Raw genomic sequence first — 21,545 nt, forward strand, 5'->3', positions numbered from 1 at the left:
GGGGAAACACCTGATGAAACCTCTGACCCCGGTGCGGGCCCGCCCCCCGGTGGCCCTGTTCTGTCGCCGCCCGCAGGTAGATTCGTTCGAGGCCGGTGTGTCGCCCGCACACGACACGAAGCGGCCGTTACCGACGATTGCAGGAGTGATTCGCGTGGATCGTGTCGCGCTGCGCGGCCTGAGGGCCCGCGGGTACCACGGCGTGTTCCCCGAGGAACGCGAGGAGGGCCAGGCCTTCGTCGTGGACCTCGTCCTCGGCCTGGACACCCGGCCGGCCGCGGCCGACGACGACCTGGCGAAGACCGTGCACTACGGCATCGTGGCGGAGGAGGTCGTGGCCGTCGTCGAGGGCGAACCGGTCAACCTCATCGAGACGCTCGCCGAGCGCATCGCCCAGGCCTGTCTGAAGCACGAGGGGGTGAAGGAGGTCGAGGTCTGCGTCCACAAACCGGACGCCCCCGTCCCGGTCCCCTTCGACGACGTGACCGTCACCATCACCCGGAGCCGAGTATGACCGCGTCCTTGACCGAGGGTCACAGCGACCCGACCGTACAGCCGGTACCCGCCTCCGTCGTCGAGAAGGTCGACGCCGCCGACACCACCCTGCACAACCCCAAACGCGCCGTGATCTCCCTCGGCTCGAACCTCGGCAACCGCCTGGAGACCCTCCAGGGGGCCGTCGACGCCCTCGAGGACACGCCGGGCGTGCGCATCAAGGCCGTCTCCCCGGTGTACGAGACGGAGCCCTGGGGCGTCGAGCCCGGCAGCCAGCCGTCGTACTTCAACGCGGTCGTGGTCCTGAAGACCACCCTGCCCCCGTCCTCCCTCCTGGAGCGGGCGCACGCCGTCGAGGAGGCCTTCCACCGGGTACGGGACGAGCGCTGGGGCGCGCGCACCCTCGACGTGGACATCGTCGCGTACGCCGACGACGTCTCCGACGACCCGCACCTCACCCTCCCCCACCCGCGCGCCCACCAGCGCGCGTTCGTCCTCGCCCCCTGGTACGACGTGGAGCCGAGCGCCCAGCTGCCCGGCCACGGCGCGGTCGCCGATCTCCTCGGCGCCGTCACCCGGGAAGGCGTGGTTCCCCGCAAGGATCTGGAACTCCGGCTGCCCGAATAGTCGTTAAGGTCGACGACGACCACAGTCCGTGGGATCCGGGGGAGCTGAAGGGACACCGTGAGAGAACTGCGCATCAGGGTGCTGGCCGGCGTGTTCGTCGTGGCCGGGGTCCTGTCCTGGGCGGGTGCCCGCCTCTGGAACTCGATCGGGGAACTCCCCAGCGTCCCCCTCGCCGCGCCCATCGTGCTGGCCGTGATCGCCGTGGTCCTGCTGTCCACGGCGCTCTCGCTGCGCGCCCGCCTCAAGGCCCAGCGCGACCGCCGCCCCGAGGCGAAGGGCGTCGACCCGCTGATGGCCGCCCGCGCGGTCGTCTTCGGCCAGGCCAGCGCCCTGGTCGCCGCCCTGGTCGCCGGCATGTACGGCGGCACGGGCGTCTTCCTCCTGGAGTCCCTCGACGTCCCGGCCCGCCGCGACCAGGCCATCTACGCCGGTTTCTCGGTCCTGGCGGGCATCGCGGTGATAGCGGCGGCCATATTCCTGGAGCGCGTCTGCAAGCTGCCGGAGGACGACGACCACAACCGCACGGGAGCGGAACCGGCGGCGTGAGGCCCCTGGGTCCGTCCGGCGGTCAGCGCGCCAGTATCAGGCTCATCGCCTCGGCGCGGGTCGTGGCGTCCCGAAGCTGACCGCGCACCGCCGACGTCGTGGTCTTGGCGCCGGGCTTGCGAATGCCGCGCACCGACATGCACATGTGCTCGGCCTCTATGACGACGATCACGCCCCGGGCTTCGAGGATCCTCATGAGCGAGTCGGCGATCTGCGTGGTCAGTCGTTCCTGCACCTGCAGACGCCGGGCGAACACCTCGACAAGCCGGGCGAGCTTCGACAAGCCCGTGATCTTGCCGGTCTCAGCCGGGATGTACCCGACATGCGCGACGCCGTGGAACGGCAGCATGTGATGCTCGCAGAGACTCACGATCTCAATGTCCTTCACCAGGACCATCTCGTCGTGCCCGAGATCGAACGTGGTCGTCAGCACGTCCTCGGGTACCTGCGTATGCCCCGCCAGGAGCTCCCGGTACGCCCGCGCCACCCGCGCCGGAGTCTCCCTCAGCCCCTCCCGGTCGGGATCCTCGCCGACCGCGATCAGCAGTTCGCGTACGGCGTTCTCGGCGCGCTTCTCGTCGAACTCGCCGATGGAGCCCTCTCCGTCCAGCGTCACGGGGTCGGTCATGTGGTGCCTCGTTCCTAGGTGACTTGCATGGGCATACGTAAATGCCGCGCCCCCCAGGCTAGAACCAGGGGGGCGCGGCATCCATTCCGGGCCTGGTGGGGCCTCCGGAGCCGGGAGGGTCAGCTCTCGGGCCGCTCCTCGGGGACCGGCTCGGCCGCCGGGGCGGGCTCCGCCGCGGTGGACTTCGCGGTGGAGATGGCCGGCGTCGCGCCGTTGGCACCGTTGGTCAGTGCGAGCTCCTTGGGGGAGAGCACCGGCGGGCGGGTGGACGGCGTGCGCCGCGAGGAACCGGTCCAGGCGGGCCGCGGCGGGCGCTTGACGATGGGGGCGAAGATCTCGGCGATCTCCTCCTTGCCCAGCGTCTCCTTCTCCAGCAGCTGGAGCACCAGGTTGTCGAGGACGTCACGGTTCTCGACCAGGATCTCCCAGGCCTCGTTGTGAGCGTTCTCGATGAGCTTCTTCACTTCCTCGTCCACCAGCGCGGCGACCTCTTCCGAGTAGTCGCGCTGGTGAGCCATCTCACGTCCGAGGAAGGGCTCGGTGTTGTCGCCGCCGAACTTGATCGCGCCGAGACGCTCGGTCATGCCGTACTGCGTGACCATCGCGCGGGCCGTGGCCGTCGCCTTCTCGATGTCGTTCGCGGCACCCGTGGTCGGGTCGTGGAAGACGAGCTCCTCGGCCGCCCGGCCGCCCAGCATGTAGGCCAGCTGGTCCAGCATCTCGTTGCGGGTCGTGGAGTACTTGTCCTCGTCCGGAAGGACCATCGTGTAGCCGAGGGCGCGGCCCCGGGACAGGATCGTGATCTTGTGGACCGGGTCGGAGTTCGGGGAAGCCGCCGCGACCAGGGCGTGGCCGCCCTCGTGGTACGCGGTGATCTTCTTCTCCTTGTCCGACATGATCCGGGTCCGCTTCTGCGGGCCCGCCACGACGCGGTCGATGGCCTCGTCGAGCATCTGGTTGTCGATCAGCTTCCTGTCGCTGCGCGCCGTGAGGAGCGCGGCTTCGTTCAGCACGTTCGACAGGTCGGCGCCCGTGAAGCCCGGGGTGCGGCGGGCGACCGCCGACAGGTCGACGTCCGGAGCGACCGGCTTGCCCTTCTGGTGAACCTTGAGGATCTCCAGACGGCCCTGCATGTCCGGGCGGTCGACCGCGATCTGGCGGTCGAACCGGCCGGGGCGCAGAAGGGCCGGGTCGAGGATGTCGGGACGGTTGGTGGCTGCGATGAGAATCACACCACCCTTGACGTCGAAGCCGTCCATCTCGACGAGCAGCTGGTTCAGCGTCTGCTCGCGCTCGTCGTGACCGCCGCCGAGGCCGGCGCCGCGGTGGCGGCCGACCGCGTCGATCTCGTCGACGAAGACGATTGCCGGGGCGTTCGCCTTGGCCTGCTCGAACAGGTCACGGACCCGGGAGGCACCGACACCGACGAACATCTCGACGAAGTCGGAACCCGAGATCGAGTAGAAGGGGACGCCCGCCTCGCCTGCGACGGCGCGTGCGAGCAGCGTCTTACCGGTGCCGGGAGGGCCGTACAGCAGCACGCCCTTGGGGATCTTGGCGCCGACGGCCTGGAACTTCGCCGGTTCCTGCAGGAACTCCTTGATCTCCTGGAGCTCCTCGACCGCCTCGTCCGAGCCGGCGACGTCCGAGAACGTCGTCTTCGGGGTGTCCTTGGTGATGAGCTTCGCCTTGGACTTCCCGAAGTTCATGACCCGGGAGCCGCCGCCCTGCATCTGATTCATCAGGAACAGGAAGACGACCACGATGAGGACGAAGGGGAGCAGGGACAGCAGGATGCCGACGAACGGGTTCTGCTTGGACGGCGAAACGGTGTAGCCGTCCGGGATCTGCTTGTCCTGGTACTTGGTCTGCAGCGTGTTGGCGATGGTCACGCCCTGGTCGCCGATGTAGCTCGCCTGGATCTTCGAGCTGTCCTCGACCTTTTCGCCGTCCTTGAGCTGGACCTTGATGGTCTGCTCGTCACCGGTGGTCAGCTTGGCCGATTCCACCTTGTTGTCGTTGATCGCTGCGACGACCTGGCCGGTGTCCACCGTCTTGTAGCCGCCGGACGAGCCGACGACCTGCATCAACACGACCACGGCAAGGACGGCCAGCACGATCCACATGACCGGCCCACGGAAGTATCGCTTCACGTCCATCCATACGGAGCGGTGCCGCCCCGTCCCTCCTGCCATAGTGAGTTTGATAAAGACAGTTCTTCTGACGGTACCCCAGCATTGTCGCGCGAAGCCGCATGGGACGGCTGGCAAACCCGTCTGCATGCTCCAACGGCGCGAGGCCCGCCGGGGTTCCCGATCTTCGTACGGTGCTTGGGCCCTTCGGGTCCGGATCCTCGGGACCCCCGGGGTTCAGCCGCCGTAGACGTGGGGCGCGAGCGTACCGACGAACGGAAGATTCCGGTACTTCTCGGCGTAGTCGAGGCCGTAGCCGACGACGAACTCGTTGGGGATGTCGAAGCCGACCCATTCGACGTCGATGGCGACCTTGGCGGCGTCCGGCTTGCGCAGCAGGGTGCAGATCCTCAGGGACTCCGGCTCGCGGGAGCCGAGGTTGTTGATCAGCCAGGACAGGGTCAGGCCGGAGTCGATGATGTCCTCGACGATGAGGACGTGCTTGCCCTTGATGTCGGTGTCGAGGTCCTTGAGGATCCGCACGACGCCGGAGGACTGGGTGCCCGCGCCGTAGGAGGACACGGCCATCCAGTCCATGGTGACCGGGGTGGACAGCGCCCGGGCGAGGTCGGCCATGACCATCACCGCGCCCTTGAGCACGCCGACGATCAGCAGGTCCTTGCCCGCGTACTCCGCGTCGATCTTCGCGGCCAGCTCGACGAGCTTCGCGTCGATCTCTTCCTTGGTGATGAGCACCTGCTTGAGGTCGGCACCCATGTCTTTCGCGTCCACCCGCATCACTTTCGGTCGTCCCGCAATGACGGCTCCGGCTGTCCGGTCCCGCCCCCGGAGGGGAGACCGATCACCTCGCAAAGCGGTGTTTTCTCAGCCTTGCCGAATCACCAGTCTGCCACCCTGCCGCTGAGCCACGACTTTGCCCGGCAGATTGATGGCCCCCTGACCGCGCCAGCCGGTGATCAGCCGGTCCACTTCCTCGATGTGGCGGGCGAACAGGGACCCGGCAGGGGCGCCGGCCTCGATGGCGGCGCGGCGCAGGATGCGGCGGCGCACGGCGGGCGGCAGGGCGTGGAGCTTGGCGCACTCCAGGAGGCCTGTGGCGTCGCGCACGGAGGCCTCGGCCTGGCTGGCCCAGGCGTCGAGGGCGTCGGCGTCGTCGCGGGAGAGCTGGGCCGTACGGGCGAGGGCCTCGACGACGCCCTTGCCGAGGGCCTTCTCCAGGGCCGGCAGGCCCTCGTGGCGCAGTCGCGAGCGGGTGTACGCCGGGTCGGCGTTGTGGGGGTCGTCCCAGACGGGCAGGGACTGGACCATGCAGGCCTTGCGGGCGGTCTGCCGGTCGAGCTGGAGGAAGGGGCGGCGGTAACGGCCGCCGGCCCCCGAGACCGCGGCCATTCCGGACAGGGAGCGGATGCCGGAGCCGCGGGCGAGGCCGAGCAGGACGGTTTCGGCCTGGTCGTCGCGGGTGTGGCCGAGCAGGATGGCGGTGGCTCCGTGGCGGTCGGCGGCGTCGTCGAGCGCGGCGTAGCGGGCGTCGCGGGCGGCGGCCTCGGGGCCGCCCTCGCGGCCCACGGACACGGCGACGGACTCGACCGGGCGCAGGCCGAGTTCGCGCAGGCGCAGCACGACTTCCTCGGCGCGCAGATCGGAGCCGGGCTGGAGGCCGTGGTCGACGGTGACGCCGCCCGCGCGGATGCCGAGTTTGGGGGCCTCGAAGGCGAGGGCGGAGGCAAGGGCCATGGAGTCGGCGCCGCCGGAGCACGCCACGAGCACGAGCGGCGACGGCGGGCGCTCGTGCGGGGTCTGCTCGGGGGTCGCGGAGATCCCGCGGATCGCGGAGATCGCGGCGGGCTGGTGCTCGTTGAGGATGTCGTGGAGGACGCGGCGGACCGCCAGGCGTATCGCCGCGACCGCAGGATGGGGACCCATGTCCGGTTCCCTTCATGAAGTTTTCGGGGGATGAGCCCGATCTCGGTCACTCAGAGTGTGTAGATGGTGACAGAAACGGGCCGTTCCCCGAGCATCGCACGCCTACCCATCGCTCACGGTCCCTCGGACGGGTGATTGGCGGGGCGTCCGCCTGCCGTCGGCCGGATTCGTTTCACGCTGTCCGCTCCGTGGTTCACGTCTCGGACTTGCGGTGCACCCGCGCGACCCAGTCCGCCGGTTTGGAGATCTCCGCCTTGGTCGGGAGGGTGTTCGGAGAGGTCCACACACGGTTGAAGCCGTCCATGCCGACCTGTCCGACGACGGCCCGTACGAAGCGTTCTCCGTCGCGGTACTGCCTGAGCTTGGCGTCCAGACCCAGCAGCCTGCGCAGCGCCATGTCCAGCCGGGAGGCGCCCTTGGCGCGCCGCTGCTGGAACTTCTCGCGGATCTCCGCGACGGTCGGCACGACCTCCGGGCCGACCCCGTCCATCACGAAGTCGGCGTGCCCTTCCAGGAGGGACATCACGGCGGTGAGCCGTCCCAGGATCTCCCGCTGGGCGGGGGTCTGCACCAACTCGACCAGGGACCTGCCACCGTCGTCCTCCTCGCCCTCCGGACGACCCCCGGCCAGCGACTGGGCGGCCTCCCGGATGCGCTCGAGGACGGTCATGGGGTCGACGTCGGTCTCCCCCAGGAACGACTGGATTTCGCCCTCGATGTGGTCGCGCAGCCAGGGCACCGCCGAGAACTGCGTGCGGTGCGTCTCCTCGTGCAGGCACACCCACAGGCGGAAGTCGTGGGGCTGTACGTCGAGTTCGCGCTCCACGTGGACGATGTTCGGGGCGACGAGCAGCAGGCGGCCGCCGCCGTTCTCACCGGCCGGCAGTTCGCGGGTGGCCGGGGCGAAGGTCTCGTACTGGCCGAGGACCCGGGAGGCCAGGAAGGACAGCAGCATCCCCAGCTCCACGCCGGTGACCTTGCCGCCGACGGCGCCGAGGACCGCGCCACCGGGGGTGTTGCCGCGCCGCTCCTGCATCTTGTCGAGCAGCGGTTTGAGGATCTCCCGGAACCCGGCGACGTTCGCCCGGATCCAGCCCGGGCGGTCCACCACGAGGACCGGGGTGTCGTGGATGTCCTCGCTGCCCAAACGAGTGAAGCCCCCGACGTGTTCCTCCGAGGCCTTGGCATGCCGGCGCAGCTCCGCGACGACGGACCGGGCCTCGTCGCGGCTCACCTCGGGGCCCGGCCGTACGAGCCGGGTCGCGGTCGCCACCGCGAGATTCCAGTCGACCATCTCCGCACCACCGATGCTCGTCATGCGTCAACCGTACGTGAGCACTGCCGCTTGGGGCAGGGCTGACCCGTTTGGCGTGGGTGAGGTGACGGGTGGGTCGGCGGGGCTGGGGCGGGTTTCCGCTCACCGGCACCCGCACGCCGCAAGCGCCGTGGCCGCCCTGTCCAGTGCGGTCTGCGCTGCCGTCGGGTCCGTCGTGTCCGACGTCAGGAAGGCGAAGGCCAGGAGTCGGCCGTCCTGGTCGACGACGGTGCCCGCGAGGGTGTTCACGCCGGTCAGGGTGCCCGTCTTCGCTCGTACGATGCCGGCCGCGCCGTCCGCGTAACGGCTGGTCAGCGTGCCGGTGAAGCCGGCCACCGGGAGCCCGGTGAGGACGGGGCGCAGTTCGGGGTGGGCGGTGTCGCCCGCCGTCGCCAGAAGGGCCGTCAGCAGGTTCGCCGTCAGTCTGTCGGCGCGGTTGAGGCCGCTGCCGTCCTTGAAAAGGGCGCCGGACAGCGGCAGTCCGAGCTTCTTCAGCTGGGCCCGGATCGCCTGGCCGCCGCCGTCGAAGTCGGCGCGGGCGCTCATGGCGGCGGCGGTCTGGCGGGCGAGGGCCTCGGCGATGTCGTTGTCGCTGTTGGTGAGCATGCGTTCGACCAGGTCCGACAGCGGGGGTGAGGAGACCGTCGCGAGGGTTTCCGCGCGGGCCGTCGCCTTCGACGGGCCCGGGGCCGTCGACTTGATGCCGTTGTCCCTGAGGAGGTCCGCGAATCTGCGGGCCGCGTGCGCCGCCGGGTCCGTCACGCGGAGGGCCGGGCCGCTGGTCGAGTTGTCGGTGCGGCCCTCGTCGACCATCAGGGCGCTGACGGGGGCGAGGTTGGGGTTGTGGCCGATGGGATGCAGTTCCGAGCCGGCGTACAGGGTGGTGTCGTACGACAGCGTCACCGAGCCGACGCCGCGCTTCTTCAGCGCGGTGGCCGTGTCCGCGGCCAGGGTGCGCAGGCTCGCCCAGCCGGCGGCGTCCTTGCGGGCGGTCAGTGTGGGGTCCCCGCCGCCGACCAGGACGAGCTCGTCGGTGTCGGGGTCCAGGGCGGCGCGAGTGGTGAGGCGGTGGTCGGGGCCCATCGCGGAGAGCGCGGCGACGGCCGTGGCGATCTTCGTCGTCGAGGCGGGCGTCAGCGCCGCACCGGCGCCGAAGCCGTACAGACGCCTGCCGGTGGCCACGTCGACGACCGACGCGGTGTGGCGGGCGCCGAGCGCCTCGTCTCCCAGGAGTCCGTCCAGGATGTCGGTGAGGGCGGGGCCGTTCGGTGCCGACTTCACGGCGCTGGAGCCGCCGCCGAGGCCGGTCAGGACGGACGCGGCGCTGGGTGCGGGCAGGGGCGCGCTCGCCGCCGTATCGGACGTACCGGATTTACGACCGTGATCTGTGCCACCCGTGTGCCCCAGGGCGGCGGCCCGGTCCCGCTCGGCCGTACGCTGACCGGAGGAGTCCCAGGGACCGGCGGCGGTCACCACACCGGCGGCCAGCGCGAGCCCGGCCGTGGCGGCGCCCGCGGTGTACTGCCAGGTCTTGCCGGCCTTCGGCCTCGTGATCCGTGTGAGCTGCGGTTTCGCGGCCTGCGTGAGCCGCGCGACGCGCGGTCTCGCGGCGGCCACGGCCCGTGCGAGATGCGGTCGTACGGCGGTCGCGACCCGCACCACATGGGGTCTCGCTGCCCGCCAAGGCCTCAGCTCTGGCACGAACACCAGCCCCTTTCGCGATCACACACCTGCGTGAGGGACACTTAACCACCAGAACTATGTGCTGATCATGGAGGAGCCACCGGTGGAGTTCGACGTCACGATCGAGATCCCGAAGGGTTCGCGGAACAAGTACGAGGTGGACCACGAGACCGGTCGGATCCGCCTGGACCGTCGACTCTTCACCTCGACCGCCTACCCGACCGACTACGGCTTCGTCGAGAACACCCTCGGCGAGGACGGCGACCCGCTGGACGCGCTGGTCATCCTCGACGAGCCGACGTTCCCCGGCTGCCTGATCAAGTGCCGCGCCATCGGCATGTTCCGGATGACGGACGAGGCCGGCGGCGACGACAAGCTGCTGTGCGTGCCGGCGACGGACCCGCGTGTGGAGCACCTGCGTGACATCCACCACGTGTCCGAGTTCGACCGCCTGGAGATCCAGCACTTCTTCGAGGTGTACAAGGACCTGGAGCCCGGCAAGTCCGTCGAGGGTGCCGACTGGGTGGGCCGCACCGAGGCCGAGGCCGAGATCGAGCGGTCGTACAAGCGCTTCAAGGACCAGGGCGGCCACTGAGCTCCCGCTGTGCCGAACGGGCCGTACGCGCACGCGTGCGGCCCGTTCGGCATGTGTGCGCATACTGAGGCTGCCGAGCGTGTCGTACAGGGAGCGTTTCTCAAGTGACGGAGGCGGAGGACCGCAAGCCGCGGTCGGACGAGGCCAGGGGCACGTTCGAGTCCGAGATCACCTCGGAGTTCGCCGTTCCCGAAGGGCTCGCCGTCCCCCGGGGCGGCGGTGAGTCCGAGACCACGTCGGAGTTCGCCGTCCCGGAGGGGCTGGCCGTGCCCCAGCAGGCGTCCGCGGAGGCCGAGGGGTCGGCGTTCAGTCCGCCGCGCACCTACCGGGCCAAGGACGCCCCGCCCGCGTTCACGCCGCCGACCGGCATCCCGGCGGTCAGCCTGGCCAAGGACGTGCCCTGGCAGGACCGGATGCGCACGATGCTGCGCATGCCGGTGGCCGAGCGGCCGGCGCCGGAGCCGGTGCAGAAGGCCGAGGAGGGCGGACCCGCCGTCCCGCGTGTGCTCGACCTGACGTTGCGTATCGGCGAGTTGCTGCTGGCGGGCGGTGAGGGCGCCGAGGACGTCGAGGCGGCGATGTTCGCGGTCTGCCGGTCCTACGGCCTCGACCGCTGCGAGCCGAACGTCACCTTCACCCTGCTGTCGATCTCCTACCAGCCGTCCCTGGTGGACGACCCGGTGTCCGCGGCGCGGACCGTGCGGCGCCGCGGCACCGACTACACGCGCCTCGCGGCCGTCTTCCGGCTCGTCGACGACCTCAGCGACCCGGAGACCCACATCTCCCTGGAGGAGGCCTACCGGCGGCTCGCGGAGATCCGCCGCAACCGGCACCCGTACCCCACCTGGGTGCTGACCTCCGCCAGCGGGCTGCTCGCGGGCGCGGCCTCCGTGCTCGTCGGCGGTGATCTCATCGTGTTCGTGGCGGCGGCGCTCGGCGCGATGCTCGGCGACCGGCTGGCCTGGCTGTGCGCGGGGCGCGGGCTGCCGGAGTTCTACCAGTTCACGGCGGCCGCGATGCCGCCCGCGGCGATGGGTGTCGCGCTGACGCTGGCCCATGTCGACGTGAAGGCGTCAGCGGTCATCACCGGTGGGCTGTTCGCGCTGCTGCCCGGTCGGGCGCTGGTGGCGGGCGTGCAGGACGGGCTGACCGGCTTCTACATCACCGCGGCCGCCCGCCTGCTGGAGGTCATGTACTTCTTCGTGGGCATCGTCGTCGGGGTGCTGCTGATCCTCTATCTCGGCGTGAAGCTCGGCGCCCACCTCAACCCCGACGCCGCCCTCGGCATCGCCGAGCGGCCGCTGTGGCAGATCGGCGCGTCGATGCTGCTGTCGCTGACCTTCGCGGTGCTGTTGCAGCAGGAACGGTCCACGGTGCTGGCGGTGACGCTGAACGGGGGTGTCGCCTGGGCGGTGTACGGCGCGATGCACTACGCCGGGGACATCTCGCCGGTCGCGTCCACTGCCGTGGCGGCGGGCCTGGTGGGGCTGTTCGGGCAGTTGCTGTCGCGGTACCGGTTCGCGTCGGCGTTGCCGTACACGACGGCGGCGATCGGCCCACTGTTGCCGGGGTCCGCCGTGTACTTCGGGCTGTTGTCGATCGCGCAGAACGATGTCGACGAGGGGCTGGTGTCGTTGACGAAGGCCGCGGCGCTGTCGATGGCCATCGCCATCGGGGTGAACCTGGGATCGGAGATCTCGCGGCTGTTCTTGAGGATCCCGGGGGCGAGCGCGGCGGGGCGCAGGGCGGCGAAGCGGACGCGGGGGTTCTGAGCGCCGGGCGCCCACGAGCTCGGGGCATTCTGTCCGACGGCGACTGCCGGCTGTCCGTGGCTTGTCGCGCCCACGCGGCGGAGCCGCAGATCGGCACGGCCCCGCGCCCCCTTGGGGCGCTTCTAATACCCCTCGTTGTACGGGTACTGCTGCTGCCCCTGCTGGTAGCCGCCCTGCTGTGCGCCGTACGGCTGTTGCGCGTAGCCCTGGTTCTGGGGGTGCTGCCGGCCGTAGTACTGCTGGTCGTATTGGCCGTTGTTCTGGCCCTGACCGTAGTGCTGCTGGTCCTGGTCGGTCGGCGGGATGCGGCGGAGCTGGGTCGTCGCGTCGTCCATCGCCGGGGGCTGCTGGGCCGGGGCCTCGGGGCCAGTGGTGCCGCGCTGTTCCTTGCGGGCCTTCAGGACCTCGATGATCACCGGGATGACCGAGATGAGGACGATGAGCACGAGGATGGCCTCGATGTTGTTCCTGATGAGGCCGATCTGGCCGAGGAAGTAGCCCGCGACGGTGACGCCGGTGCCCCACAGGATGCCGCCGACCACGTTGTACATGATGAACGTGCGGTACTTCATACGGCCGGCGCCGGCGATGATCGGGGCGAAGGTGCGCACGATCGGCACGAAGCGGGCGAGGACGATGGCCTTCGGGCCGTACTTCTCGACGAACTCGTGGGCCTTCTCCAGGTTCTCCTGCTTGAAGATCTTGGAGTTGGGGCGGTTGAAGAGCTTCGGTCCGAAGAACTTGCCGATCAGGAAGCCCACTTGGTCACCGAGCACCGCGGCGACCACGATGAGGGTGCACACGAGCCACAGCGGCTGGTGGATCCACTTGCCGTCGGCGACCAGCAGGCCCGCCGTGAACAGCAGGGAGTCGCCGGGCAGGAACGCGAACAGGCCCGACTCGGCGAAGACGATGACCAGGATGCCGATCAGGCCGAAGGTCGAGATCAGATAGTCCGGGGTGATCCACTCGGGGCCGAGGGCGATGTTGGTCACGGGTTCCGGGCTCCTGACGGTGAAGGCGGTGCGGCGTCCTGCTACGGCCGGACAAAGTTATCAACGCAATGTGTCCGCCCCAGGTTCCACGGGTGTCTCCAGGATGCACTGTGTGCCGACTGGGACAAAGCTGTGAGCCATGGGCATTGACGACTACGGCGGCGGCCAGGGCCCTAAGCCCGATGTGCTCGTCGTCACCACGAACGACGTACCCGGTTACCGCGTCCAGGAAGTTCTCGGCGAGGTCTTCGGACTGACCGTGCGGTCCAGGCACCTGGGCAGCCAGATCGGCGCCGGCCTGAAGTCGATGATCGGCGGTGAGCTCAAGGGGCTCACCAAGACCCTGGTGCAGACCCGCAACCAGGCCATGGAGCGGCTCGTCGAGCAGGCACGCGCGCGTGGCGCGAACGCCGTGCTGATGTTCCGCTTCGACGTCACGGAGGCGGCGGACGTGGGCACGGAGGTGTGCGCGTACGGGACGGCGGTGGTCGTGGCCCGGGAGTGAGCCCCCGGGCCACGACGATCACGTCGTCCGCCGGGCCGCGTTCGCCGCGACGGCCTCCTTGAGGTGCTCGGCGAGACCCGGTCGCATGGAGTCGTGGAAGGCCTTGAAGCGCTCGTCGGAGACGTACATCCCGGCGAGGCCCTGGTGCATCTCGTAGGTGCATGCGTAGAACCACCGGGTGATGTGCTGCCGGTGTTCCTCGGCCAGGTCCATGGCCCGCTCGCCGGTCGGCGGCTCGCCGGCCGCCATCAGGGCGTCGTAGCGCTCGCCCCAGGAGGCCACCTCGGCCTGCATGCGCTTCCAGTCGTCCTTGGTGTAGCGGGCCGCGCGGCGCTGGGACTCGGCGTACGCCTCAGTGCCGCCCCAGCGCTGCTCGGCCTCCTCGGCGTACTGCTCGGGGTCCTTGTCGCCGAAGACCTCGAACTTCTCTTCGGGCGTGAGGTTGATGCCCATCTTGCGTGCCTCCATGGCGTGCTCCACGGCCGCGGCCATGTTCTGCAGCTTCTCGATCCGGGCGGTCAGCAGTTCGTGCCGGCGGCGCAGGTGTGCGCGCGGGTCCGCATCCGGGTCGTCGAGCAGGGCGGCGACCTCGTCGAGCGGGAAGCCGAGCTCCCGGTAGAACAGGATCTGCTGCAGCCGGTCGAGGTCGGCGTCGCTGTAACGCCGGTGCCCCGCGTGGCTGCGCTCGCTCGGAGCGAGCAGGCCGATGTCGTCGTAGTGGTGCAGGGTGCGCACCGTGACTCCGGCGAAGCCTGCGACCTGTCCCACGGAGTAGCTCACTTCGTCCGCTCCCTTCTCGGTACGTCGTCCACGCTGCGCCCTCACGCCACGTGAGGTGCAAGCCCCTTCCGCTCGAGATGTTCCAAGCGTTTTGCCCGCTTATGGTGAGGCCGTGGCTCAGGACACCGCGCCGCAGGCGCCCACCGCCCCGGCGACCCCGGCACGCGTCCTGTTGCCCTTGATCCTCCCCGCCCTCGTCGTGGGCGTGGCCGCGGGCCTGCTGTTCTTAGGGGTGAGCGAGGCCGCCGAGCAACTCGAGGGCGTGCTGTGGGAGGACCTGCCGGACGCGCTGGGCGTCGGCCGGTACTCCGCGGCGTGGATGCTCATCATGCTCACCGCGACCGGCGTCGCCGTGGGCCTCGTGGTGTGGAAGGTGCCGGGGCACGCGGGGCCCGACCCGGCCACCACGGGGCTGGAGGCGCCGGTGCTCCCGCCCGTGGTGCTTCCCGGTCTGCTGCTCGCCGCCGCGCTGATGCTGGCGGGCGGGCCCAGCCTCGGCCCGGAGAACCCGATCATCGCGGTGAACGTCGGGCTGGCGTTCTGGCTGGGCAGCCGGCTGCTTCCCCGGACGCCGGGCCCGCTGTGGGCGATGCTGGCGGAGGCGGCGACGATCGGTGCGCTGTTCGGTACGCCGGTGGCGGCGGCGCTGGTCATCTCCGAGGCCTTCGCCGGACGGCAGCTCAGGGGGCGGCTGTGGGACAACGTGTTCGCGCCGCTGGTCTCGGCCGCCGCGGGCGCCATCACGACCGACCTCGTGGCGCATCCGACGTTCGACCTGGACCTGCCCGCGTTCCACGGGCCCCGCTGGAGCGACCTGCTGGCGGCGGTCGTGGTCGCGTCCGTGGCGGCGCTGCTCGGCATGTGCGCGGTCCGCGCCTTCCCGTACGTGCACGGCGCGTTCGCGCGACTGCGGCATCCGATGCTGGCGCTTCCGGCGGGTGGGCTCGTCCTGGGCCTGCTGGGGGCCCTGGGCGGCCATCTGACGCTCTTCAAGGGGCTGGACGAGGTCGCGGAGCTGGCGCGCGATCCCGACGGCTGGTCGGCCGGGGAGTTCGCCACGATGACGGTGGTGAAGCTGGCCGCGCTGGTCGTCGCCGCGTCCTGCGGCTTCCGGGGCGGGCGCATCTTCCCTGCCGTGTTCATCGGCACCGCCCTCGGCCTGTGCGCGCACGCCCTCGTACCCGAGGTCCATCCGGCGCTCGGTGTGGCGACCGGTGTGCTCGGCGTCCTCCTCGCCATCACCCGGCAGGGCTGGCTGAGCCTGTTCACGGCCGCCGTGCTGGTCGCCTCACCCCCGATCTTCGCCCTGCTCTGCATCGCCTCGCTGCCGGCCTGGCTCCTGGTGACGGGGCGGCAGCAGATGCAGTTGCGGGAGGACGGGACTCCGATCCGCTGACCCCTTCTACCCGATCCGCTGATCCTTTCGGCCCACTCAGGAAGGCACGTCCATGGCACTCCACAAAGGCCCCGAGAAGCCCGACGAGCGGCCCCTGTCCCTGAACCCCTTCTACGGGGAGGCGAACCCCGTGGGCGGCATGACCGAGGCACCGCCCAAGCACCGGCTGCCGGACGCCCCGCTTCCGCCCTCGACGGCGTATCAGGTCGTGCACGACGAGCTGATGCTGGACGGCAACTCCCGGCTGAACCTGGCGACGTTCGTCACCACCTGGATGGAGCCGCTGGCCGGGGTCCTGATGGCGGAGTGCCGGGACAAGAACATGATCGACAAGGACGAGTACCCGCGCACCGCGGAGCTGGAGCGGCGCTGCGTGGCGATGCTCGCCAACCTGTGGAACGCGCCCGATCCGTCGGCGGCCGTGGGCTGTTCGACGACCGGCTCGAGCGAGGCGTGCATGCTCGCCGGCATGGCGCTGAAGCGGCGCTGGGCGCGGCGCAACGCCGACCGGTACCCCGCGCGGGACGTGCGCCCGAATCTCGTCATGGGGGTCAACGTCCAGGTCTGCTGGGAGAAGTTCTGCAACTTCTGGGAGGTGGAGGCCCGCCTGGTGCCCATGGAGGGCGAGCGGTTCCACCTCGATCCGCAGGCCGCGGCCGAGATGTGCGACGAGAACACCATCGGGGTCGTGGGTGTCCTGGGCTCCACCTTCGACGGGTCGTACGAGCCGATCGCACAGTTGTGCGCCGCCCTCGACGCGCTCCAGGAGCGGACCGGCCTCGACGTCCCGGTGCACGTGGACGGCGCGTCGGGCGCCATGGTCGCGCCGTTCCTCGACGAGGACCTGGTGTGGGACTTCCGCCTGCCGAGGGTCGCCTCCATCAACACCTCGGGGCACAAGTACGGGCTGGTCTATCCCGGCGTCGGATGGGCGCTGTGGCGGGACAAGGCGGCGCTGCCGGACGAACTCGTCTTCCGCGTCAACTATCTGGGCGGCGACATGCCGACGTTCGCCCTCAACTTCTCCCGGCCGGGTGCCCAGGTGGCCGCGCAGTACTACACGTTCCTGCGGCTGGGGCGCGACGGCTACCGGGCCGTGCAGCAGTCCACGCGGGACGTGGCGCGAAGCGTCGCCGAGCGCGTGGCGGCACTCGGCGACTTCCGGCTGCTCACCCGGGGCGACGAGTTGCCGGTCTTCGCCTTCACCACGGCACCCGATGTGACGGCGTACGACGTCTTCGACGTCTCCCGGCGGCTGCGCGAGAGCGGCTGGCTGGTGCCCGCCTACACGTTCCCCCCGAACCGCGAGGACCTGTCCGTCCTGCGGGTCGTGTGCCGCAACGGCTTCTCGACCGACCTCGCCGACCTGTTCGTGGAGGACCTGACCCGCCTGCTGCCGGAGCTGCGCCGGCAGTCGGAGCCGCTGACGCGGGACAAGGGGGCGGCGACGGGCTTCCACCACTGAGGCCCCCTTAGTCACTCAGCCGGGCGAACCGCCGTACCGCCAGCGGGAAGAACAGCGCGAGCAGCGCCAGCGGCCAGACGACGGCCGCCCACACATGCCCCGGCTCCCCGCCCGGGCCGCCGAGCAGGTCCCGTACGGCGGTCGCGGTCCGGGACATGGGGTTCCACTGGACCACCGTGCCCAGCCAGTCCGGCATGGAGTCGGGCGTGGCGAACGCGTTGGAGAGGAAGCCGACCGGCCAGACGAGGATCTGGACTGCCTGCACCAGCTCCGGTTTGCCCGCCACCAGCGCCAGTTCGATGCCGATCCACAGCATCGCGAAGCGGAACAACAGCAGGAGGCCCATGGCTGCGAGGAAGCCGGCGAAACCGCCGTGCGCCCGCCAGCCCAGCGCATACCCGACGCCGACCAGCACGGCCAGCCCCAGCGCCGACTGCAGCATGTCGGCGGTCGCGCGGCCCACGAGTACGGCCCCGTCGGCCATGGGCATGGAGCGGAACCGGTCGATCACGCCCTTCTCGAGGTCCCGGGTGACCGCGAGCATCGTGCCCTCCAGGCCGAAGGCCATGGTGAGCGCGAGCATGCCGGGCACGAGGTAGTCGAGGTAGTCGCCGGTCACCCCGCGGCCGCCGCCGACCAGATAGCCGAACATCAGCAGCAGCATGACGGGGAAGACCAGTCCGACGAGCACCTGGACCGGCTGCCGGGCCCAGTGGGCGAGTTCACGGCGGGTCATGGTCCAGGAGTCGGTGAGTGCGTACGTACTCATGCGGCGTCCTCCGTACGGTCGCCCCGTCCCGTCAGATGCAGAAACACCTCGTCCAGCGTCGGGCGGCGCAGGGCGATGTCCTCGGCCTCGATGCCGGCCCGCTCCAGGGCCCGTACGACGCCGGAGAGCGCGGCCATGCGGTCGGTGACCGGGGCGCTGAGCAGGCGGCGGTCGACGTCGACGGAGACGCCCGTGGCGGGGACGGGCAGCAGGGCGACCGCCGCGCCCAGTTGGCCTCCGTCGCGCAGGACGACGTCGATGCGGTCGCCGCCGGTGGCCGCCTTCAGCGCGTCCGCCGTGCCGTCGGCGATGACACGGCCGTGCTCGACCACCGAGATGCGGTCGGCGAGTTGGTCGGCCTCCTCCAGGTACTGGGTGGTGAGCAGGACCGTCGTACCGCCGCCGACCAGGGAGCGGACGGCCGCCCAGACCTCGGCGCGGCCGCGCGGGTCGAGGCCCGTGGTCGGTTCGTCGAGGAACAGCACCTCCGGTTCGGTGCTGTGCTTGTCACCGATGAGCGAGGCCGCGAGGTCCAGTCGGCGCCGCATACCTCCGCTGTAGGAGCGCACCGGCTTGCGGCCTGTGTCGCTCAGCCCGAAGCGCTCCAGGAGCTCGCAGGCCCGCACGCGCGCACGGCGGCCGCCCAGGTGGTACAGGCGAGCGAACATCTCCAGGTTCTGCCGGCCGCTGAGTTCCTCGTCGAGGGCCGCGTGCTGGCCGAGCAGACCGATGCGGAAGCGGACCTCGCGGGCCCGGGCCACCACGTCGTACCCGGCCACCTCGATGCGGCCGGCGTCGGGCCGCAGCAGGGTGGACAGGACACGGACCAGGGTCGTCTTGCCCGCGCCGTTGGGGCCGAGCACCGCGTGCACCGTGCCGCGGGTGACCGTCAGGTCGAGCCCGTCCAGTGCGTGCTTGTCGCCGTACGCCTTCCGTGCGCCTTCGACGGTGATCGCCGTGTCGGCCACTGTTCGCCACTCCCCTCTAGTCAAACTTGACTACGCGCCCAAGCTACTGCGCCCGACCTCATTGGTCAAACTTGATTAGTGCGCATCTCCCGGGTGCCGCTCCCCCGTCCCGTACGGGTTCTCCTCACCCTCCGCCAGCACCCCGACGAAAGGCTCGCCCTCCCCCGAGAACGTGTACGCCCCGCCCTCGATCCGCTCGATCAGACCACTGGTCCACTCGGCCTCCGCATCGGCCGTGTGGATCCACAGGTTCATGATCTCCCCGATGTGGCCGAGTTGTTCGGGGCCGTCCTCGGGGACGTAGTGCTCGGTGACCGCGGAGCGCCACTCCTCGATGCGGCGGATCCGCTCCTTCAGGAGAGCCACCGCCTCGCCGCGCGGGAGGTCGACCATGAAGCCGATGGCCGCCGACTTGACGTCCATCTTCTGGTCGTACGAGGTCAGCGCCTCGCGCACCAGCCTGAGGTACTCCTCGGTGCCCGTGTCGGTGATCTCGTACTCCGTGCGCGGCGGGCCGCCGGCCGTGGACGGCGCGATCTCGTGCGCGTGCAGCAGGCCCTGCTTGGCCAGCTGCTTGAGCGCGTGGTAGATCGAGCCGGGCTTGGCATTGGACCACTCGTGCGCGCCCCAGTACTCCAGGTCGTTGCGCACCTGGTAGCCGTGGGCCCGCCCGTGCTGGCGGACCGCGCCGAGCACCAGGAGACGGATCGCTGACATGCGGTCCAGCGTAGGACCCCGGGCGTCACCCCCAGGAGGTGCCCTGCTCCTCTGCCACCAGCTCGAACGCCGTCTTCCCGTCCACGGACTCCCGGATGATGTCGGCGTGGCCCGCGTGCCGGGCCGTCTCGCGGATCAGGTGCAGCACCAGCCAGCGCACCGAGACACGCTCGTCCGGCGGAAACCAGGGGTCGTTCGGCAGCGCGAAGGTGACGTCGAGGCTCGGCACCGAGCGAACGAACGCCTCCGTCTCGGCGGCGACCTTCTCCCAGTAGGAGAGCTGCGCCTCGACGGTCTCGCCGTCGAGGAGGACGAAGCACTCGTGCCAGTTCGACGGATCGCGCTTGACCGCGGGCGCCTCGCCCCTGGCCCGGGCCACCCAGCCCTGCTCGGTCTCCGCCACGTGCTTGACCAGCCCGGCCAGGGACAGCTCGCTGGCGCTGGGGCGGGAGGAGGCCTGTTCCTCCGTCAGGCCGAGCACGGCCCGCCGGATGCCGCCGCGCTGTTCCGCGAGGAAGGAGAGCAGCGCTCCGCGCTCGTCGCCCTGTGCCTCGGCTCGCACGTGAGTGACCATGACCGGCCGCCTTTCATCGGGATCCACGGCCTCCGCCGTCTGCACCGATGAAGTTACGGACCCTTGCGGTCAGGTTCTGTCCTCAATGAACGGCCGCGGGGTCGGAGATCTCCGGAAACCGCAGATCCCTAGAAGGGGAACGCGGTCCGCCCGTGCTGCACCGAGATCCACTTCAGCGTGGTGAAGGCGTCCAGGGTGGTCTCGCCGTTCAGCCGGCCGATGCCGGAGTGCTTCTCGCCGCCGAAGGGGACCAGTGGCTCGTCGTGGATGGTGCCGTCGTTCACGTGGAACATGCCGGTGTCGATCCGCTTGGCGAAGGCGACGCCCCGTTCGACGTCGGCCGTGTGGACGGCGCCGCTCAGGCCGTACGGGGTGTCGTTGACGATGCGGATCGCCTCCTCCTCGCCGTCGAAGGGGACGAGGAGGGCGACGGGGCCGAAGATCTCCTTGTGCAGGAGGGAGGAGTCGGCGGGCACGTCCGTGAGGACGGAGGGCTCCACCAGGTTGTCGTTGGTCGCGCCGCGCACGAGGACCGTGGCGCCCTCGGCGACGGCCTGGTCGACGGCGGCCGAAACGGCGTTGGCCTGAAGGGAGTTGATGACCGGACCGATGACCGTCTGCGGATCGCTCGGGTCGCCGGCCTTGAGGGTCTTGACCTTGGCGACGAACTTCTCGGTGAACTCGTCCGCGACGGAGCGGTCCACCAGGACACGGTTCGCGGCCATGCAGACCTGGCCCTGGTCGACGTACCGGCTGAAGACCGCCGCGTCGACCGCGTAGTCGATGTCGGCGTCGTCGAGGACGACCAGCGCGCTGTTGCCGCCGAGTTCGAGGACGGTGCGCTTGAGCTGCGCGGCGCAGACGGTGGCGATGTGCCGGCCGACCTTGTCGGAACCGGTGAAGGAGATGACCTTCGGGACCGGGTGTTCGATGAACGCGTCGCCGATCTCCGCGATGTCGGTGAGGACGACGTTCAGCAGGCCGGGCGGGAGGCCCGCGTCCTCGAAGAGCTTCGCGATCACGGTGCCGCCGACGAGCGGGGTGTCCTGGTGCGGTTTGAGGACGACGGCGTTGCCGAGGGCGAGGGCGGAGGCGACGGGCTTGATCGAGAGCAGGAACGGCGAGTTGAACGGGCTGATCACACCGACGACACCGACGGGCTCGCGGTAGAGGCGGTTCTCCTTGCCCTCCACCGGCGAGGGCAGGATCCGGCCCTCGGAGCGCAGCGTCAGCTGGGCCGCCTCACGCAGGAACTCCTTGGCGAGATGGATCTCGAAGCCGGCCTTCAGACGTGTACCGCCGAGTTCCGCGATGATCGCCTCGGTGATCTCCTGCCGGCGCTCGTCCACCAGACGCAGGGCTCTGTCGAAGACGTCGCGGCGGGTGTACGGGTTGGTCACCGCCCATTCCCGCTGGGCACGGGCGGCCGCACGGTAGGCCTGATCGACCTCGTCGACCGTGGCTATGGTGATCGACGCCAGCTTCTCGCCGTCGTACGGATTGAAGTCGATGATGTCCCAGGAGCCGGTGCCCGGGCGCCATTCGCCGTCGATGTACTGCAGGGCCAGGTCGGTGAACCAGGACGACATGTGATCCCTCAATCCCTTGCCGCCGAAGCAGTCGAGGCAGACACCGGTCA

At 70.3% G+C, this 21,545-nt stretch carries 21 protein-coding genes; 8 read left to right on the forward strand and 13 right to left on the reverse strand.

Annotated features, from left to right (window positions below):
• Positions 1-154: 154 nt before the first annotated feature.
• Genes folB through ABZO29_RS20250 form a run of 3 tightly spaced genes read left to right on the forward strand, consistent with a single transcriptional unit; the run spans position 155 to position 1,668 of the window.
• The gene (gene folB / locus ABZO29_RS20240; RefSeq protein WP_367321601.1) at positions 155-514 is read left to right on the forward strand and encodes a dihydroneopterin aldolase; all 360 of its coding nucleotides are present in this window, start codon (positions 155-157) and stop codon (positions 512-514) included.
• The gene (gene folK, locus ABZO29_RS20245) at positions 511-1,122 is read left to right on the forward strand and encodes a 2-amino-4-hydroxy-6-hydroxymethyldihydropteridine diphosphokinase (protein WP_367321602.1); all 612 of its coding nucleotides are present in this window, start codon (positions 511-513) and stop codon (positions 1,120-1,122) included. Before folB ends, folK begins: the two co-directional genes overlap by 4 nt.
• Before the next feature lie 57 nt (positions 1,123-1,179).
• Positions 1,180-1,668, forward strand: coding sequence for a DUF3180 domain-containing protein (locus ABZO29_RS20250; protein ID WP_367321603.1), 489 nt, complete (start codon positions 1,180-1,182; stop codon positions 1,666-1,668).
• A 22-nt stretch (positions 1,669-1,690) separates the two neighbouring features.
• Here ABZO29_RS20250 and folE read toward each other — a convergent pair whose 3' ends face one another.
• The 6 genes from folE to dacB form a co-directional block, all read right to left on the reverse strand.
• Complete coding sequence (folE, locus tag ABZO29_RS20255; protein WP_367321604.1) at positions 1,691-2,296, reverse strand: GTP cyclohydrolase I FolE; 606 nt, start codon at positions 2,294-2,296, stop codon at positions 1,691-1,693.
• Positions 2,297-2,415: 119 nt separating this feature from the next.
• Positions 2,416-4,455: an ATP-dependent zinc metalloprotease FtsH gene (gene ftsH, locus ABZO29_RS20260; RefSeq protein ID WP_367326184.1), complete on the reverse strand. Its 2,040-nt coding sequence runs from the start codon at positions 4,453-4,455 to the stop codon at positions 2,416-2,418.
• A 210-nt stretch (positions 4,456-4,665) separates the two neighbouring features.
• Complete coding sequence (gene hpt, locus ABZO29_RS20265; RefSeq protein ID WP_367321605.1) at positions 4,666-5,226, reverse strand: hypoxanthine phosphoribosyltransferase; 561 nt, start codon at positions 5,224-5,226, stop codon at positions 4,666-4,668.
• Positions 5,227-5,313: 87 nt separating this feature from the next.
• Positions 5,314-6,372, reverse strand: coding sequence for a tRNA lysidine(34) synthetase TilS (tilS, locus tag ABZO29_RS20270; protein WP_367321606.1), 1,059 nt, complete (start codon positions 6,370-6,372; stop codon positions 5,314-5,316).
• Positions 6,373-6,565: 193 nt separating this feature from the next.
• A complete protein-coding gene (locus ABZO29_RS20275; protein WP_367321607.1) occupies positions 6,566-7,690 on the reverse strand; it encodes a zinc-dependent metalloprotease in 1,125 nt (374 codons plus the stop codon).
• Between the two features lie 99 nt (positions 7,691-7,789).
• Positions 7,790-9,394, reverse strand: a complete 1,605-nt coding sequence (dacB, locus tag ABZO29_RS20280) for a D-alanyl-D-alanine carboxypeptidase/D-alanyl-D-alanine-endopeptidase (RefSeq protein ID WP_367321608.1) — start codon at positions 9,392-9,394, stop codon at positions 7,790-7,792.
• Positions 9,395-9,473: 79 nt separating this feature from the next.
• On the opposite strand from dacB, the gene ABZO29_RS20285 reads away from it, so the two are divergent.
• Together ABZO29_RS20285 and ABZO29_RS20290 are read left to right on the forward strand one after the other, a co-directional pair.
• Entirely contained in the window at positions 9,474-9,965 is a 492-nt protein-coding gene (locus ABZO29_RS20285) for an inorganic diphosphatase (protein WP_031487466.1), read from the forward strand.
• Positions 9,966-10,069: 104 nt separating this feature from the next.
• On the forward strand, positions 10,070-11,737 hold the full coding sequence (locus ABZO29_RS20290; protein ID WP_367321609.1) for a threonine/serine exporter ThrE family protein: 1,668 nt from the start codon (positions 10,070-10,072) through the stop codon (positions 11,735-11,737).
• A gap of 122 nt (positions 11,738-11,859) precedes the next feature.
• Here ABZO29_RS20290 and ABZO29_RS20295 read toward each other — a convergent pair whose 3' ends face one another.
• Positions 11,860-12,732, reverse strand: a complete 873-nt coding sequence (locus ABZO29_RS20295) for a DedA family protein (protein ID WP_367321610.1) — start codon at positions 12,730-12,732, stop codon at positions 11,860-11,862.
• Between the two features lie 139 nt (positions 12,733-12,871).
• Between ABZO29_RS20295 and ABZO29_RS20300 the strand changes: the two genes are divergently transcribed.
• Entirely contained in the window at positions 12,872-13,237 is a 366-nt protein-coding gene (locus ABZO29_RS20300; RefSeq protein ID WP_367321611.1) for a YbjQ family protein, read from the forward strand.
• Positions 13,238-13,255: 18 nt separating this feature from the next.
• Here ABZO29_RS20300 and ABZO29_RS20305 read toward each other — a convergent pair whose 3' ends face one another.
• The gene (locus tag ABZO29_RS20305) at positions 13,256-14,017 is read right to left on the reverse strand and encodes a MerR family transcriptional regulator (protein WP_367321612.1); all 762 of its coding nucleotides are present in this window, start codon (positions 14,015-14,017) and stop codon (positions 13,256-13,258) included.
• Between the two features lie 112 nt (positions 14,018-14,129).
• Here ABZO29_RS20305 and ABZO29_RS20310 point away from each other — a divergent pair, with 112 nt between their 5' ends.
• Entirely contained in the window at positions 14,130-15,413 is a 1,284-nt protein-coding gene (locus ABZO29_RS20310) for an ion channel protein (RefSeq protein WP_367321613.1), read from the forward strand.
• 52 nt (positions 15,414-15,465) lie between these two features.
• Positions 15,466-16,878, forward strand: a complete 1,413-nt coding sequence (locus ABZO29_RS20315) for a glutamate decarboxylase (protein ID WP_367321614.1) — start codon at positions 15,466-15,468, stop codon at positions 16,876-16,878.
• 7 nt (positions 16,879-16,885) lie between these two features.
• Here the strand turns inward: ABZO29_RS20315 and ABZO29_RS20320 are convergent, their stop codons facing one another.
• The 5 genes from ABZO29_RS20320 to ABZO29_RS20340 form a co-directional block, all read right to left on the reverse strand.
• A complete protein-coding gene (locus tag ABZO29_RS20320; protein WP_367321615.1) occupies positions 16,886-17,647 on the reverse strand; it encodes an ABC transporter permease in 762 nt (253 codons plus the stop codon).
• Complete coding sequence (locus ABZO29_RS20325; protein ID WP_367321616.1) at positions 17,644-18,615, reverse strand: ATP-binding cassette domain-containing protein; 972 nt, start codon at positions 18,613-18,615, stop codon at positions 17,644-17,646. Before ABZO29_RS20325 ends, ABZO29_RS20320 begins: the two co-directional genes overlap by 4 nt.
• Before the next feature lie 75 nt (positions 18,616-18,690).
• A complete protein-coding gene (locus tag ABZO29_RS20330; RefSeq protein WP_367321617.1) occupies positions 18,691-19,332 on the reverse strand; it encodes a PadR family transcriptional regulator in 642 nt (213 codons plus the stop codon).
• A gap of 25 nt (positions 19,333-19,357) precedes the next feature.
• On the reverse strand, positions 19,358-19,906 hold the full coding sequence (locus ABZO29_RS20335) for a DinB family protein (RefSeq protein ID WP_367321618.1): 549 nt from the start codon (positions 19,904-19,906) through the stop codon (positions 19,358-19,360).
• Positions 19,907-20,034: 128 nt separating this feature from the next.
• Positions 20,035-21,495 (reverse strand): aldehyde dehydrogenase family protein, encoded by a 1,461-nt coding sequence (locus ABZO29_RS20340; protein ID WP_367321619.1) that lies wholly within the window; start codon positions 21,493-21,495, stop codon positions 20,035-20,037.
• Positions 21,496-21,545: the final 50 nt, after the last annotated feature.

It is taken from the genome of Streptomyces sp. HUAS ZL42, from assembly GCF_040782645.1.
Lineage (GTDB): Bacteria > Actinomycetota > Actinomycetes > Streptomycetales > Streptomycetaceae > Streptomyces.

Coding starts and splice junctions, on each gene's coding strand:
- folK (WP_367321602.1), top strand. CDS start 511: ATGACCGCGTCCTTGACCGAGGGTCACAGCGACCCGACCGTACAGCCG.
- folE (WP_367321604.1), bottom strand. CDS start 2,296: ATGACCGACCCCGTGACGCTGGACGGAGAGGGCTCCATCGGCGAGTTC.
- ftsH (WP_367326184.1), bottom strand. CDS start 4,455: ATGGACGTGAAGCGATACTTCCGTGGGCCGGTCATGTGGATCGTGCTG.
- hpt (WP_367321605.1), bottom strand. CDS start 5,226: ATGCGGGTGGACGCGAAAGACATGGGTGCCGACCTCAAGCAGGTGCTC.
- tilS (WP_367321606.1), bottom strand. CDS start 6,372: ATGGGTCCCCATCCTGCGGTCGCGGCGATACGCCTGGCGGTCCGCCGC.
- ABZO29_RS20275 (WP_367321607.1), bottom strand. CDS start 7,690: ATGACGAGCATCGGTGGTGCGGAGATGGTCGACTGGAATCTCGCGGTG.
- ABZO29_RS20300 (WP_367321611.1), top strand. CDS start 12,872: ATGGGCATTGACGACTACGGCGGCGGCCAGGGCCCTAAGCCCGATGTG.
- ABZO29_RS20315 (WP_367321614.1), top strand. CDS start 15,466: ATGGCACTCCACAAAGGCCCCGAGAAGCCCGACGAGCGGCCCCTGTCC.
- ABZO29_RS20320 (WP_367321615.1), bottom strand. CDS start 17,647: ATGAGTACGTACGCACTCACCGACTCCTGGACCATGACCCGCCGTGAA.
- ABZO29_RS20330 (WP_367321617.1), bottom strand. CDS start 19,332: ATGTCAGCGATCCGTCTCCTGGTGCTCGGCGCGGTCCGCCAGCACGGG.
- ABZO29_RS20335 (WP_367321618.1), bottom strand. CDS start 19,906: ATGGTCACTCACGTGCGAGCCGAGGCACAGGGCGACGAGCGCGGAGCG.
- ABZO29_RS20340 (WP_367321619.1), bottom strand. CDS start 21,495: ATGTCGTCCTGGTTCACCGACCTGGCCCTGCAGTACATCGACGGCGAA.